General features: G+C 55.7%; 15 protein-coding genes and 1 tRNA gene. 10 read left to right on the forward strand and 6 right to left on the reverse strand.

The features are described from left to right. The first annotated feature begins 90 nt into the window (after positions 1 to 90). The 6 genes from pheS (at position 91) to NCG89_RS16515 (ending at position 5,472) form a co-directional block, all read left to right on the forward strand. Positions 91 to 1,107: a phenylalanine--tRNA ligase subunit alpha gene (gene pheS, locus NCG89_RS16490; protein ID WP_251087657.1), complete on the forward strand. Its 1,017-nt coding sequence runs from the start codon at positions 91 to 93 to the stop codon at positions 1,105 to 1,107. Between the two features lie 38 nt (positions 1,108 to 1,145). Further along, complete coding sequence (gene pheT / locus NCG89_RS16495) at positions 1,146 to 3,509, forward strand: phenylalanine--tRNA ligase subunit beta (protein WP_251087658.1); 2,364 nt, start codon at positions 1,146 to 1,148, stop codon at positions 3,507 to 3,509. 3 nt (positions 3,510 to 3,512) lie between these two features. After that, entirely contained in the window at positions 3,513 to 3,818 is a 306-nt protein-coding gene (ihfA, locus tag NCG89_RS16500; RefSeq protein ID WP_251087659.1) for an integration host factor subunit alpha, read from the forward strand. Further along, positions 3,796 to 4,152, forward strand: a complete 357-nt coding sequence (locus NCG89_RS16505) for a MerR family transcriptional regulator (protein ID WP_251087660.1) — start codon at positions 3,796 to 3,798, stop codon at positions 4,150 to 4,152. The genes ihfA and NCG89_RS16505 overlap by 23 nt, the downstream gene beginning before the upstream one ends. A 44-nt stretch (positions 4,153 to 4,196) precedes the next feature. After that, positions 4,197 to 4,273, forward strand: a tRNA-Pro gene (locus NCG89_RS16510). A gap of 302 nt (positions 4,274 to 4,575) precedes the next feature. Continuing rightward, positions 4,576 to 5,472, forward strand: coding sequence for a hypothetical protein (locus NCG89_RS16515; protein WP_251087661.1), 897 nt, complete (start codon positions 4,576 to 4,578; stop codon positions 5,470 to 5,472). A gap of 67 nt (positions 5,473 to 5,539) precedes the next feature. Here NCG89_RS16515 and NCG89_RS16520 read toward each other — a convergent pair whose 3' ends face one another. Continuing rightward, positions 5,540 to 6,016, reverse strand: a complete 477-nt coding sequence (locus tag NCG89_RS16520; RefSeq protein WP_251087662.1) for an Lrp/AsnC family transcriptional regulator — start codon at positions 6,014 to 6,016, stop codon at positions 5,540 to 5,542. 617 nt (positions 6,017 to 6,633) lie between these two features. Here NCG89_RS16520 and NCG89_RS16525 point away from each other — a divergent pair. Both NCG89_RS16525 and NCG89_RS16530 read left to right on the forward strand, forming a co-directional pair. Beyond that, a complete protein-coding gene (locus NCG89_RS16525) occupies positions 6,634 to 7,551 on the forward strand; it encodes an OmpA family protein (protein ID WP_251087663.1) in 918 nt (305 codons plus the stop codon). Between the two features lie 23 nt (positions 7,552 to 7,574). Continuing rightward, the gene (locus tag NCG89_RS16530; protein WP_251087664.1) at positions 7,575 to 9,317 is read left to right on the forward strand and encodes a ShlB/FhaC/HecB family protein; all 1,743 of its coding nucleotides are present in this window, start codon (positions 7,575 to 7,577) and stop codon (positions 9,315 to 9,317) included. Positions 9,318 to 9,323: 6 nt separating this feature from the next. Here the strand turns inward: NCG89_RS16530 and NCG89_RS16535 are convergent, their stop codons facing one another. The 3 genes from NCG89_RS16535 to NCG89_RS16545 are packed head-to-tail and all read right to left on the reverse strand — an operon-like array spanning position 9,324 to position 11,671. Beyond that, positions 9,324 to 10,658 carry an ATP-binding protein gene (locus NCG89_RS16535; protein ID WP_251087665.1) on the reverse strand — a complete coding sequence of 445 codons (1,335 nt, stop codon included), beginning with the start codon at positions 10,656 to 10,658 and terminating at the stop codon, positions 9,324 to 9,326. Then, entirely contained in the window at positions 10,658 to 11,344 is a 687-nt protein-coding gene (locus NCG89_RS16540; protein ID WP_251087666.1) for a response regulator transcription factor, read from the reverse strand. Before NCG89_RS16540 ends, NCG89_RS16535 begins: the two co-directional genes overlap by 1 nt. 15 nt (positions 11,345 to 11,359) lie before the next feature. Then, positions 11,360 to 11,671: a PepSY domain-containing protein gene (locus NCG89_RS16545; protein ID WP_251087667.1), complete on the reverse strand. Its 312-nt coding sequence runs from the start codon at positions 11,669 to 11,671 to the stop codon at positions 11,360 to 11,362. A gap of 265 nt (positions 11,672 to 11,936) precedes the next feature. On the opposite strand from NCG89_RS16545, the gene NCG89_RS16550 reads away from it, so the two are divergent. Then, positions 11,937 to 12,560, forward strand: coding sequence for a glutathione S-transferase family protein (locus NCG89_RS16550; RefSeq protein ID WP_251087668.1), 624 nt, complete (start codon positions 11,937 to 11,939; stop codon positions 12,558 to 12,560). A gap of 49 nt (positions 12,561 to 12,609) precedes the next feature. Here the strand turns inward: NCG89_RS16550 and NCG89_RS16555 are convergent, their stop codons facing one another. Beyond that, entirely contained in the window at positions 12,610 to 12,894 is a 285-nt protein-coding gene (locus NCG89_RS16555; RefSeq protein ID WP_251087669.1) for a hypothetical protein, read from the reverse strand. Between the two features lie 193 nt (positions 12,895 to 13,087). Then, positions 13,088 to 13,813, reverse strand: coding sequence for a hypothetical protein (locus NCG89_RS16560; RefSeq protein WP_251087670.1), 726 nt, complete (start codon positions 13,811 to 13,813; stop codon positions 13,088 to 13,090). Positions 13,814 to 13,932: 119 nt separating this feature from the next. Here NCG89_RS16560 and NCG89_RS16565 point away from each other — a divergent pair, with 119 nt between their 5' ends. Then, positions 13,933 to 14,736 (forward strand): alpha/beta fold hydrolase, encoded by an 804-nt coding sequence (locus tag NCG89_RS16565; RefSeq protein ID WP_251087671.1) that lies wholly within the window; start codon positions 13,933 to 13,935, stop codon positions 14,734 to 14,736. The last annotated feature ends 13 nt before the right edge of the window (positions 14,737 to 14,749 follow it).

Genomic DNA, 14,749 nt, shown 5'->3' on the forward strand with positions numbered 1-14,749 from the left:
GAAAGAGCCCGGGCTCTTTCCCTATTTTGTTTGTACCCCTGTTATTGAAAGCGGCGCCCTGCGCGACGATCAACGCACTAGGAAAACGCAATGGATAATCTAAGCGGCCTTGCCGCCGAGGCGGAACAAAAAATAGCCGCGGCCGACAGTGTCCAGATATTGGATCAGGTTCGAGTGGAGTACCTGGGTAAAAAGGGTGCGATTACCGAGCTGTTGAAGGGGCTCGGTGCCTTGTCTCCTGAAGCGCGCCCGGCTGCCGGGGCAGAGATCAACAAGGTGAAAAGCCTGTTGTCGGACAAGATTGCCCAGCGTAAAGGGACGCTGGAATTGGCTGAGGTTAATGCCAAACTGGCCGCCGAAACCATCGATGTGACGCTGCCGGGGCGTGGGCAAGACGTGGGGGGGCTGCACCCCATTACCCGCACCATTGAACGAATTTCAGCCTTCTTTGAGGGCATCGGGTTTGACGTTGCAGAAGGTCCTGAAATTGAGGATGACTACCACAATTTTGAGGCCCTCAATATTCCCGCACACCATCCTGCAAGAGCCATGCACGATACGTTTTACGTGGATGATCGCCACGTGCTGCGCACTCATACCTCGCCGGTCCAGGTTCGGGTCATGGAAAGCAGCGAGCCGCCATTGAAGCTGATTTGTCCCGGGCGTGTGTATCGCTGTGACTCGGATTTGACCCATACCCCTATGTTCCACCAGGTGGAGGGGTTGCTAATCTCCGAGGACAGCAGTTTTGCCGATCTGAAGGGCATGCTGGAGTCGTTTCTACAGGCCTTTTTTGAAAAAGAGTTGGCGGTGCGTTTTCGACCCTCCTACTTTCCCTTTACCGAGCCTTCGGCGGAAGTGGACATTCAGTGTGTGATGTGTGGCGGCGAGGGCTGCCGGGTTTGCTCCCACACCGGTTGGATTGAAATTCTCGGTTGCGGCATGGTGCATCCCAGTGTTTTCGAGTTCTCAAATATCGACACGGAACGCTTCACCGGGTTTGCGTTTGGCCTCGGGGTTGAGCGACTGGCGATGTTGCGCTACGGCGTTAATGACTTGCGCCTGTTCTTCGAGAACGATCTACAGTTTCTCGGTCAATTCCGTTAAGCCGGCTATTGGGTGCCTACAGAATTCAAGGATAAGCAATGAAATTCAGTGAACAGTGGTTGCGGGAGTGGGTTGAGCTCGGTGTCGACACCGAAGACTTGGCCGCCCAGCTCACCATGGCGGGTCTTGAAGTGGATGCCATTGAGGCGGTCGCAGGGCAGTTTTCTGGCGTAGTCGTGGCCCAGATCATCTCTGCTGAACCGCATCCCGATGCCGAGAAATTGCAGGTGTGTCAGGTCAGCGATGGCGCAGAGACGCTGCAAATCGTGTGCGGTGCCGCCAATGCCCGCCCTGGCATCAAAGTGCCACTGGCCAAAATCGGCGCGGTTTTGCCTGGTGATTTTAAAATCAAAAAAGCGAAATTGCGGGGTGTGGAATCTTTCGGGATGCTCTGCGCTGAGCAGGAGTTGGGCCTGGCCGAGCAGTCCGATGGCTTGTTTGAGCTTCCTGCAGATGCCCCGGTCGGCGAGTGTGTGCGCAGCTACCTTGATTTGAATGACAGCGTGATTGAATTGGGTTTGACTCCCAATCGCGCCGACTGTCTGAGTATTCGCGGTGTCGCCCGGGAAGCTGCGGTGCTCAACGATATGCCCTTCGTCGATCACGGCAGCGCCAGTGTGCCGGTGACCACCGATGACATTTTCCCCATCGATATTCAGGCGTGGGACGATTGCCCGCGCTATGTGGGCCGGGTGATTCGCAATGTCGATGTCAGTCAGCCCAGCCCACTGTGGCTGCAGCAAAAGCTGAAAAGAGCAGGGCTGCGCAGCATCGATGCTGTGGTCGACGTGACCAACTTCGTGATGCTGGAGCTGGGCCAGCCCATGCACGCCTTTGATCTGGCCAAGCTAGACGGCGGCATTGTGGTTCGTAAGGCGTCGGCTGGCGAAAGCCTGGCCCTGCTGGATGGCCAGACCATCGAGTTAAAAGAAGGCAGCCTGGTGATTGCAGATCAGAGCAAACCCTTGGCGCTGGCGGGCATTATGGGCGGCGAGGCGTCGTCAGTGACCGATACTACGGCGGACCTGTTTTTGGAGGCGGCGTTCTTTGCACCGGCGATGATTGCTGGGCGGGCTCGGAGTTACGGGCTCCACACCGACTCGTCCCACCGCTTTGAGCGTGGCGTGGATTACCAGTTGCCCGTTCGTGCGATGGAGCGGGCAACTGCACTGATCACAGAAATCTGTGGCGGTGAAGTCGGCCCGGCGGTTGAAGTGGATGGCGATACGCTACCGGTGCCGCCACGTATCCTCCTGCGCGAGCAGCGTATCGAGAAAGTCTTGGGGATGGCGCTGCTGCCGAAGGATGTGGAGACCATTCTCACTGGGCTGGGGATGGCCGTGGAGCGCTGCGAGCATGGTTGGCAGGTTGTACCGCCAAGTTGGCGGTTTGATATTGCCATCGAAGTGGATCTGCTCGAGGAACTCGCGCGGATCTACGGCTATAACAAACTCCCGGTTCGTCCAGTGCGCAGCGATTTGCAAATCAAGGCGGCACCAGAGTCTCGACGGCCGCTGACTAAAGTGCGTCAGCAGCTGCTCAGCCGCGGTTATCAGGAATTGATTACCTACAGCTTTATTGACCCGGCGGTGCAAGCGGAATTCGATGATCGCTCGGCTGTGGCGTTGCGAAACCCTATCTCCAGCGACATGGCGGTGATGCGCACCTCGCTGATGCCGGGGTTGATTAAAGCTGCCCAACACAACAGCAAGCGCCAGCAAAGCCGACTGCGTTTCTTTGAAAGTGGTCTGCGCTTCGTTGCGGGCGAATCGAGCACTGCTCAAACTCCGGTACTGGCCGGTCTGATTACCGGTCGTCGTCACCCCGAGAATTGGAGCGCCGATGGCGAATTGGTCGATTTCTATGATTTGAAAGGAGACATAGAGAGCCTTTTGAGTCACAGCGGCAAGCCGCTGAGCTTTTCACCCGCCCAGAACAAAGGCCTGCATCCCGGTCAGTGTGCCGAGGTTTTGCTCGACGGTGATGTTGTTGGTGTCATTGGTGCACTCCATCCCTCGCTGCAGCGAAAATTTGACTTTGCAAACCCCGTCTATCTATTTGAAATAACAGTAGATGCAGTAGCCATCCAGCGTGAGATTTCCTTCCGGGAGCTGTCTAAATTCCCCGAGGTGCGCCGAGATCTTTCGGTTCTGGTTGATCGGCAGGTGCCCGCACAAGCCGTTTTGGATACCGTTCGCGGCACCGCGGGGGCTTACCTTGTCAACTTGAAGCTTTTTGATATTTACCAAGGTAAAGGCATTGATCCAGAACGAAAAAGCCTGGCGCTGGGCTTGACGTTCCGAGAATCATCGCGCACCCTTAACGAAGAAGAAGTCAATCAGAGTGTCGAAGCAGTGGTCCTTCGGTTGAAGGAGGCCTTCGGCGCCACGTTAAGGAACTAAGGGATGACGTCTCTGACCAAGGCCGAAATGGCTGAACGGCTGTACGAAGAACTTGGTTTGAATAAACGAGAGGCAAAGGAGCTGGTCGAATTGTTTTTCGAGCAGATTCGCCACTGTTTGGAAAATAACGAACAAGTTAAAATATCCGGGTTTGGCAATTTTGATCTTAGGGACAAGAGCCAACGCCCGGGCCGCAACCCCAAAACCGGTGAAGAGATACCCATCTCTGCCCGCCGCGTGGTGACCTTCCGGCCCGGCCAAAAGTTGAAATCCAGAGTAGAGGACTATGCTGGAACCAAGCCACAATGATGAACTGCCCCCCATCCCGGGCAAGCGGTATTTTACGATCGGCGAAGTCAGCGAACTCTGCTGTGTAAAACCCCATGTCCTGAGATATTGGGAACAAGAGTTCCCCCAACTTGCGCCGGTTAAGCGCCGGGGTAATCGCCGTTACTATCAGCATCAGGATGTGCTGATGATTCGCCAGATTCGCAGCCTCCTCTATGAGCAGGGCTACACCATTGGTGGAGCCCGTCAAAGAATGTCCGGTGACACGGCGAAAGACGAGGCTTTGCAGACCCGTTTGGTCATCAAGCAGATGCTCGGTGAATTGGAAGAATTGCTAAAGTTTTTAAAAAGATAGCTTCACAGTTTCAAAATCTTGGGGTACTATGCGCACCCTGATTTCGGGGCGTAGCGCAGTCTGGTAGCGCACCACACTGGGGGTGTGGGGGTCGCAGGTTCAAATCCTGCCGTTCCGACCATTATTTAAAAAGGCAGCCAATAGGCTGCCTTTTTCATATCCGGGTATCCGCTATTTATCTGTTGCTTATTCACCACCGCCTGATAATGCGTAACTGACCATCACCGCAATTATCCGATCTAATCCTGCCGCTTCATTTTAAATAACCGCCCCTTTATTTGGCCGTTAAGCGTGAACTGGTTCTCGTGACGGGCAGGGATTTGTTACGTATCATCCTAGTTCTTGTTTTGGCGGTGATGTGCCATTGGGGTGGTTCTCACAGTCGAAGATAAAAAATAGTGTTTTCTATCTGGAGAAAGGTAAATGAACAAACGTATTTTGACGGCCTCGGTATTAGCAGGCTCCTTGACGGCAGCAATGGGTTCTCATGCCCAGGTTCCCGGTCTGGACGCATTGCCGATTGGTGCGTTAACCAGTGTTGATTTGCTCGGCAGCTTAACGGGCGGTTTCTCTGGCGGCTTGCCAGGTCTTGATGGTCTACCTGGCCTCGACGGTTTGCCCGGTCCCGATGCTCTTTTGGTGCTGATTCCCTCTGATGGCATTCCCGGTCTGGACGCACTCCCTGGCCTGGATAGCCTCCCAGGTCTGCCTGGTGGCGGTGGCGGAGTAGGCCCTGATGCGTTGCTTGCTTTGATTCCGTCTGATGGCTTGCCCGGTTTTGATGCGCTTCCAGTGGATATTCTGGGAGCGATTACCGGCGGTGGTAGTGCACCTGGCTTGGACGGATTGCCGCTTGATGCGGGACAGGATGCCCTTGAACAACTCACCAAAACAATTGATACCGCAGCCCATGACGCTGCCGGCAAAAAAGGCGTAACTGATCAAGTTACTGATTTTGTCGACGCGCTGCCAAGTGGCGACGCCGATAAGATCCAAGCTGAAGGTCTTGCGATCGGCGATGAAGTGATGGTGTTGGTAGAACACTTGCAGGCCAACCTGACCGCCTTTGGCGGTGGTGGCGACCTGCCAATTCCAGGCCTGGATGCTTTGCCCGGATTGGATGGTCTCCCCGGTCTTGACAGCCTGCCAGGTCTGGATGGCCTGCCAGGCTTGGATGCTTTGCCCGGCGCTGACGCACTGCTGGTCCTGATCCCGACTGACGGTGGCTTGCCCGGTCTGGATGGCTTGCCCGGCCCCGACTTGCTGTTGGCCCTGATCCCAACTGACGGAATTCCTGGCCTGGACGCCTTGCCGCTGTAATGGCCTGATCCTTGTAACAGTGTTCCCGCTGAAAAAGCCAGTCTCGAGAGAGGCTGGCTTTTTTGCGTTAAAGCTGGGTGTGTAAGGGAAGCTCTGTGCTGTTTTTTATCTCGGTGACGGCAATGTGGGAGTGAATTTCGCCGATCATTGGCAGCAACAATAGACGATCTCGCACGAAATTTTCATAGCTGCGAATATCCCTGACAATAATTTTGAGCATGTAATCCCAAGTGCCGGTCATGGTGTAGCACTCGACCACTTCATCGAAATTCCTGACGGCGGCCTCGAACTCCAGCAGATTTTGTCGGCCTGCCGTCGTCAGATTGATGGTGGTGAAGGCGACCACATCCATCCCGAGTTTTTGCCGGTTGAGGATGGCGACGCGCTTTTGCACGAAGCCCTCTGATTCGACGCGGTGAATGCGTCGCCAGCAGGGAGATTGGGACATGCCGACGATATCGGCAATTTCCGTAGATGTTTTGCTGGCGTCGTGCTGCAGGATACCGAGGATTTTAATGTCCTGCCGGCTAAGTTGCTCGGTCATGATGGCTGTGCTCCGCTGTAGCTCTGGTGCGATCTCTTATGCGTATTAAACTAAAAAATCGGCCAGCATACGCAATTATGCATGGTGAACTGACTTTTTATTTCGCATTCGTCGACACCTGGGTCTAATGCATGGTTTGAGTTTTGGCTCGAACAGGTGGCGAGGTGCGCAATAGCCTACTCAATCCACGTATCGGGTTGCTGATGAGCAGTCTGCATTGGGCCTATGCGGGTGGGGCGCGGATTCGTTGCTCATGGCTGGTGCCGCGCTCGGCCAGACGTAGCGGCTATTTGCACCGAATCGTCTGCGGGAAATTTGGGCACTAATGCGGCAAATATCAGAATTTGGGTCCTTGTCAGGCGCCTGATATAGAAATGGCCATGCCTTTGTGACAGGCTACGATAAGTTGGGAAAGGTTTGAAAAGACTGATATTTTCTCTAACGATATAAGTTTACCGCTATGCGACACTGGCATTAACCTGTGTCGCATTGGGCCGGTGTCTGAACCGGCATGACAATCCGTTGAAACTTGGGAACTGGTTTTGAAATTTGCGAAGTGGAGAGTATGGCTAGTACTTGCACTCGCGGTGGCCTCTGGGCCGCTGCGGGCGCAAGGCATGCTCCCAGCTTTGCTTGGCGAATCGGTGGGATTGAGTCTGAACACCGGTGTGCTCGATATTTCGCTGCTGGCGGACCAGCCGGAGAGCCAGGGGTTGCTCTCGGTAGATCTATTGAGTGGCGATGGTCTGCTGAGCGTTGGTGTTAGTGGTCAGGATATTCTTCTGCTGGGGGCACCGAGCCAGGGGATGTCTGTGGGTATGGATACGCTGGCACCCTTGGTCGACCTGATTGATACCGATCAGGCGGCAGTCATCGAGTTTCTTGAAGATACCGCCCTGTCAGGCGATCTCGAGCCGACGGTGCTCACCGTTTCGCTTCCGGGGGTCAATATCAGCAATGAGCCCGAAACGAAAACGGTCGATAATCGGGGAGATCAGCTCAGCAGTGCCAATAGCGGCAGCGGTGTTTTTGGCAACCGGCTGAAGATGGCGGGTGCTTGCCGGGATCGTGACCGGGACAGTGTTTGTGATGAACTAGATCAATGTCCAGACTCACCCCCCAACGCAGTTGTGTTACCCTCCGGCTGTCATTTTGACCCTTCTAAGCCGCTGGAGCTCAAAGGTGTTCAGTTCGCAGTTGATACCGCCTTGCTTACCGAGGCCTCGACCGAGATTTTGGTTCAGGTGGTGAAAATCCTGGCGAAGCTCGATGGCCAGTTGGTCGAAGTCGCCGGCCACACCGATGATACCGGCACCGAAGGCTACAACTTCCGCCTCTCCAGAGAGCGGGCAGAGGCGGTGAGGGCATTTCTGGTTAGCCGGGGCATTTCTGCAGATCGACTCGTGGCCAAAGGCTACGGTGAGTCTCAGCCCAAGGTCAGTGTTGAGGGGCTCTCTGGCGCGGCGCTTGAAACTGCCCGGTCACAGAATCGGCGGGTGGAGTTACGAATGATAAAATCGGGCCTAAACCGATAAAATTTGCAAAAGATGGAGAACGCATGGCCATAGATTTACCGCCTATCATCCCACCTCAGGCGTCGACCGCGGCGAAAATTGAGAATTACGCTGCCCTGAATTCGGCCAATGTGATTGAGCGTGACTTGGCTGGCTATACCCTGCGGATTACCGGGAACAAGTACCTCAGCGACGAACAGATTGACACGATCATGTCAGCAGCGCAGACGCCGGCCCAGGCCGTGAATGCGCTGAACAATGCCTACTACCAGCTCGGCCACTTGCTGGTGACGGTGTACTTCGCACACCGGGACAACCTCATCTTTGCCCATGTGGTGAACGGTAAGCTGAAGGCGATCAAAGCCCCGGACAAGATCAGTCGTTATTTTGAACCGCTGGTCGGTGACGAGGACCTGACTCGGGCTGAGTTTGATGAGCGCCGGGTACTGGCGGATATCGATGCAAAGCGCCACGGTGTCGACTACACCATGAGCTATCAGCTGGAGTCTGACCCCGAAGCCTTTACGCTGGTGTTTACCGGCAGTGAGGATGACGAGCACGATCCTACCAAGGTAAGTGCTGGACTTAACAACCTGGGCAACCGCTTCCTTGGACGCTACTTTGCCAATCTCGGCTTGACCCACGACTTTAGCAGCGGCGTCGAATTCAAGTTTAATTATGACCGGGCCATCACCCAGTGGGGTGAAACCAACGGCGGGGATTACTACAACGGTTACACTGCCAAGCTGGATTCGCCAACGCCCTGGGGGCTCTATGGCATAGAGGGACGGTATGTAGAGTATGCCCGGGATGTTGCGCTGCAGGTCCCGGTCAGCAACACCGAGCAAGGCGGGGGCGCGAGCGCCGGTCCGCTGAGTGACTGTCTGTCGTTGTTGTCTGGCCTATGTGACGGCTTAAATGGGGTTCTCGGTATTTTATTGCCGGGGGAGGAGGGCGCCAACGATGATGGTACCGTCTCGACCAGGCAGGTGCTGGTCGGGCTGGAGTCTGAAGCGTATTCAGTCGCCCTTAGCGGCGAACAGATCCTTGCCAGTGACAGCTACTATCGTCTGACCCTTTCTCAGAGCCTGGAGGCGTCGGAAAACACCATTGAAGTTGAGGGGCTGGGTACGCTTCTCGACGAGCCTCATTCGACTGCCGAAGTGGGTTTGAAATACAACCGGATTCTGCGTGTCGGAGGCGTGCCAACCCAGATTGTCGCTCAGGGTTTTGCGGTGGCTGGCTTGAGTTCGGACTCGGGTACTCTCGGCACAGATGATAATGAGGGCACGGTGGCTATTGGTCGCCGCAGCGCCGAATTCCTGATTCTGAAGCCGCGCTTTACCGCCAAAGTGTCAGTGCTTGATTGGGCCTCTTTGAATTTGCAGACCATTGCCCAGTTTAGCGACGATACTCAATTGCCTTTGCAGCAGCAGTTTGTGCTAGGCGGCAGTAGCCTTAGTGCGTACCTGCCGGGGGTATTGATTGGTGACTCCGGCAGTTACACCAAGCTGAGCTTTGCCGCGAATGGCTTGCCGGCCCTGGGCATGACACTCAAACCCTCGGTCTTCCTGGAGCACGGCCAGGCCTGGTTCGGAGATGCCAGGGGTGAAGCGGGGCAGACTCGACAAATCGTCGATGCCGGTGTCAGCCTGTCTGCGTCCTGGGGCGATATCTTGACTACCGATCTGGTCGCTGCAGTTCCGGTGGATGATCGCAATATTGACAGTGAGCAGCTCGAGCAGTCAGAGGTCGACTTTTACTGGAATGTAAAACTGTCGTTTTAGGCGGTATTAGCGGGGCAGGGTGAGAACAAAACGTGCCCCGCCCAATGTTGCCGAAGCGGTGATGCTGATATCAGCGTTGTAGCTTTCAATAATGTCTCTCACCACGGCCAGACCAATTCCCTGGCCAGCGCCATACTGATCTCCCCGCTGACCTCTCTGTAACAACGTATCGCTTTTTTCTTCCGGTATCCCCGGGCCGTCGTCCTCGATGGCCAATTCAACGCGGGTGTCTGAAACAGAGGCGGAGACAGTCACTCTGGCCTGGCAGGCTTTGCAGGCGTTGTCTAAAAGATTACCAAACAGCTCCATACTGTCTTGCTCGTCAATCGCAATCCGCAGGTCGTCGGCAACATTCACCGTCAACTGAATCGACTTGTCTCGATGCACCTTGACCAGAGTGGCGCCCAGGCGGTGCAGCAGGGGAGCTAGATCTACCTTGCGGAGCAGGCCGTGTTGGCCGGTACCCACCGCCCGTTGCAGTTGGTAGGCCACAATATTTTCCATGCGCTGGAGTTGTTCGCGCCGGTCATGGTGGCTCAGGTCCTCGGCGCGCAGCACGGCCAGTGGTGTTTTCAGGCTGTGGGCAAGATCGGCTAGGGTATTGCGATACCGCTCGCGCTGCTTTTGCTCTTTCTCCAGCAGCTGGTTCAGGTTTTCGGTGACACCGTGCAGCTCTCGCGGGTAGGCATCGTCGAGGGCGATTTTGTCGCCTCGCTCCAGGTCTGCCAGGTCCTGGGCAAGCTTTCGTAGGGGGCGCAATCCCCAGTACAGAATGATGGCAGAGAGAACGATGGCGAACACCAGTACTGATCCGAGCCAGATTGCGAGCTGTTGCCGAAAGCGATTGAGCTCCCCCAGCAGGGTAGTTTTGTCAGAGTAGATAGAGAACAGCAGCGGGGTTTCGCCGCCGTTGTCGTTTTCCCAAATGGCCAGATAGCGATAATTGAAGTGGGGTTTGTTGTTGATGCTAACGCTGGTGATGATCGCTTGGCCGGCCCGCTGAGGCACCTCAGCAGCGGGTAGCTTCAGGCTTTCGGAGGACAATGAACGCCACAGTGGTTTGCCGGTGTCGCTGGCAATGGTGGCGTAGAGTCCCGAACGAAATTGGGTGAAGCGTGACTCCTGCAGTCGCTCACTCATCACCAGGTGCCCTTCCTGCCATTCGATGCCGCCCAGCAAGCCAAAAAACTGCAGGCGCAGGCGGTCGTATTCGGCTTTCAGCAGGCTGCTGGTGTGAGCGCGATCAATGGCGACGCCCGTGAGGGCGAGCAAGAGAGGGAAGGTCGTCAAACTGGCGACCAGTAGCCGCCGCGTGATTGAGCCGGGGCGTTTTCGCGGCATCAGGTATCTTGCAGGGCCGGCAATTCAAACCGATAGCCACGGCCGCGCAGGGTGGCGATGGGTTTCAGTCGGTTATCGGGGTCGATTTTTTTACGAAGTCGGGCAATAAACACCTCGATGACATTACTGTCCCGGTCGAAATCCTGGTCGTAGAGGTGTTCGGTTAGCTCTGTTTTTGAAACCACTTGACCACTGCGCAGTGCGAGATATTCCAGTGCGTTGTACTCGAATGCAGTGAGGTCGAGGGGCTGGCCCTCGACTTCTGCCCGTTTAGCGCCGGTGTCGATCTGCAAGCCGTTAAATCGCAGCTTCGGGCTGGCAAAACCGGCTGAGCGGCGAATCAGGGCGTTGGCGCGGGCCAGAATTTCTTCAAACTGGAAGGGCTTTGTTACATAGTCATCGCCACCCGCCTCGAGCCCGGCGACCTTGTCCTGCCACATCCCCCGGGCCGTTAAAATCAGCACAGGGAAGTTACGGTCTTCATCTCGCCAGCGCTGAATGACTGTCATTCCGTCGAGTTTCGGTAGACCCAAATCGACGATGGCCAGGTCGTAATCGTATTCGCGGCCGAGATACAGCGCCTCTTCGCCATCGCTGGCCGTGTCGCAGGCAAAGCCCTTGGCGGTAAATTGCTTTTGCAGATCAGCCAGCAACAGGGCTTCATCTTCTACTATTAATAGGCGCATAGAGGTTTGTTCTCGTTAATCATCGATGATGACGTTTTTTATTTTGCCGTTGTCCTGAAGAATGCGAACTTTGTAAGCCACGCCATTGCCGGTTTGCACTTGGCGCACACTGACTGCCCGACCGCCGTAGCGGCGCTCGGCAATCGACACGGCCTCCCGGGAGGAAAGGGTGCTTCTGAGTTGGCTGGGGCGCAGTTGCGTGTCTTCAACACCAGGGCGATTAAGCAAACCACCACCGCCGCCTAAGCCCAGCGGATTGGCTAGCGTTGGCTGGATGGCCAGGGCAACAACCGCTGTCAGCAATAGCCTGTATTTCAGTTTCCGCATTCTAAAGAATCGTGCCCTTTATCGAGTTGTGCTGCCGTAGTTTAGCGCTGTCCGGCAGTATAAATCATGCTCCGGATTCATGCTGCTGGCCTCGATTCATCCTTGCCGCCGGCTGGCAGCCGTTAACGCCGATCAAATCGGCTACACTGCAAATGAGTGAGGCATCGCACTGCCTCAAAGATTATTGCCAGTGAGCTGAACTAAGGCTTAACCATTATGTTTAGCTGTGAGGATGAGCCCGCTGAGATAACGGAGTTTTGTGCCAATGAAACTATACACCTATGATCCTGCTCCCAACCCCCGGCGTCTTGCACTGTTTCTCAAGCATAAGGGAGTGGCAATCGCCAGTCATCAGATTGATCTTCTGAAGGGTGGGCAGTTCGAGGAATCCTTTTTGCGCTTGAATCCGCGGGCCACGGTGCCCACCTTGATCCTCGATGATGGCAGTGTGCTAGCCGACACGCTTGCCATTTGCTTTTATCTGGACACCCATCACGAGGGAATATCGCTCTTTGGCCAAACTGAGCTGGAAAAGGCGCAAGTGCTCGGCATGTGCCACCGCATTTTCAGCGATGGCTTTATCCCGGTTGCAGAGATCCTGCGCAACACGCACCCCAACTACGCCAACAAAGCGCTGCCGGGAACCGATCCGGTGGCACAGATCCCGGCTCTGGCAGAGCGGGGCGGTCAGCGTATTGAACGGTTTTTTACCGACATGGACACCTGGCTGAGCAGCCGCCAATTCTTGGTGGGCACCCAACTGAGCCAGGCTGATATTGACCTGCTGGTAGTGGTCGATTTTGCCGGCTGGGTAAAACGCCGCCCGCCGGCATCATGCACCGCGCTAGCGGCGTATCTTTCGCAGGTGCGCGAGTTACTCGGCGAATAGACAGCGGCAGACCGTAGTGCGCCCCATGGTGCGATGCTGCTCGTGCTGGTTAAAGGCCAATGTAGACTCGAATACGGCCAGTGCTGTGACGATGGCCGCAATATCGGCTGTGCTCGTGATAGCGGTAGTAGCGGCCGGGCGCTTCGTAGTAAACGTGATCACCGTAGTGATGCCGGGGTGCGTGGCGATATTGGTGTTTGAACTTGTGGTGCTTGTGATGGTGGCCGGTGTCCCAACGATGGTCGTAGCGGCGATAATCCCGGTCGCCGTGCGCATTCGCAACACCTGCAGCAAAGAAACCGGCAAGCAAAATACTGGCAATTTTGAGTTTCATGTCACTGCCTCCTGAGTTGATCATGGAGGTCAATTTGCACAATATCGGCTTTACCGATGCTGAACAGACAAGGCGGGAGGGCGCGAGGGTCTGGGGGCGAATTCAAGCGGTGTTATGGGTCTTGGCGGGAGCGACGCAACACAAGGCCCCGGTAAAGGGCGCCTTGTGTTGGCTCAGTAGGCAGGATAGAGGGTTACTTTGCTTCTTCTTTTTTCCCCGGCCACTTTTCCATTTTGATCAGCGGGTGCATTGCCAACTCAATGCCTTCCTCAATGTAATTCTCCCGGCTGAGAATGCGCTTCTTGCGCACGAAACTTTTCTCGGATCGGCGCTTGTCGATTGCATACAAGGTGTCGATGCCGCCGCGGCTAGAGAATAGCGGTGCGCCGTCGAGGGAGTAGAGGGTGGTCATCAAACTCGCGCCTTTAATGATTTGGGTCCAGTCAAATTCCACTGAAACCGTGTCAGCGCTGCCTTCGGTGGCGGGCTCACGGGTAATTCCGTACCACTGGGCGTTGTGGGTCATTCCCGGGCTATGCTGCACATCGTGTTCAATGAGGTCGGTGAACAGTACGGCGTCAGCTTTGCCTTCTTCTTTGAGTTGGGTGAGGGTCGCTGCCATCACCAACTGCCAGCCGCGGGCGTCGATCTTGCCGGTGGTGGGGTCGTAAAAATCGCCGTAGGTCAGAATGGCTTTGCGCCAGGCATTTTCAAAGTGATGGTTGGGGATGATTTCGTAGCCGTTTTTCTCAAGGTAGCTCTCTACCATGCCATCGACCTTGGGAACTGAGTCACGTAAGATCGAGCGCGTTGGCTCGCCGCTAACATTGACCGTCGCAATGATCAGCTTTTTGGGCGGGTTTTTCTGCAGCGCTTCCTTGTTGATGTAGTACTCGTAGGTGGTGGGGTTATAGCGCACGGAAGAGCACGCTTGCAGGAGGACTGCCGCGAGGAGGCAGCACATCAGCGTCGTAATTTTTTGCACGGGCACACCATTGTTATGAGTTTGGCCCCGCATTCTAGCAATCGGAAAATAGCATGAGAAGAGAACTTGCCACCGGTACCGTTACCCTGCATGCCGACACCAGTGGCTCAGGTGACGAGACAGTGGTGCTGTTGCATGGGCTGTTCGGCAGCAGCAGTAATTTAATGGCTCTGGCGCGCAGCCTGGAGCCGTTTTTTACCGTTGTGCGAATGGACCTGCGCAACCACGGCAAATCGGCTCACAGCGACAGCATGGCGTTGCGCTCCCTGGCGAAAGACGTCTGCGCAAAACTCAATGAAATGAATATCGACGCCGCCCATCTGGTGGGGCATTCCCTGGGCGGCAAAGTGGCGATGGAAATGGCGCTGGCCTTTCCGGCGCGAGTGAAGCGGCTGGTGGTCGCTGATATTGCCCCAGTGGCCTATGGTCGCGGGCACGATCAGATTTTTGCCGGATTGTTCGCGCTGGACCTGCGCAACCTTGAAAGTCGGCAGCAGGCCGACCGGGAGCTCGAAGCCTCAGTGCCGGAGCTGGCGATCCGCTCCTTTCTGCTGAAAAATCTGATTCGAGCCGACGGGGGCGGCTGGGCCTGGCGAATGAACCTGACGGCCTTGGCTGAGGATTATGACGCCATTCGGGCTGCCCCAGAAGCGGGTGTCTTCGACGGGCCGACGTTGTTTATCCGCGGTGGTGCCTCCGATTATGTTCTCGATGAGCACCGAGTCCTTATTCAGCGGCAGTTTCCCCAGGTAGAAATTCAAACAGTGGCCGAGGCAGGGCACTGGTTACACGCGGAAAAGCCCCAGGTCTTTAACGAAATGGTGTTGCAGTTTTTGCGCGGTCACGGCAATTTTTGAAAGCCGTCATGGC

It is taken from the genome of Spongiibacter taiwanensis, from assembly GCF_023702635.1.
GTDB classification, from domain to species: Bacteria; Pseudomonadota; Gammaproteobacteria; order Pseudomonadales; family Spongiibacteraceae; genus Spongiibacter; species Spongiibacter taiwanensis.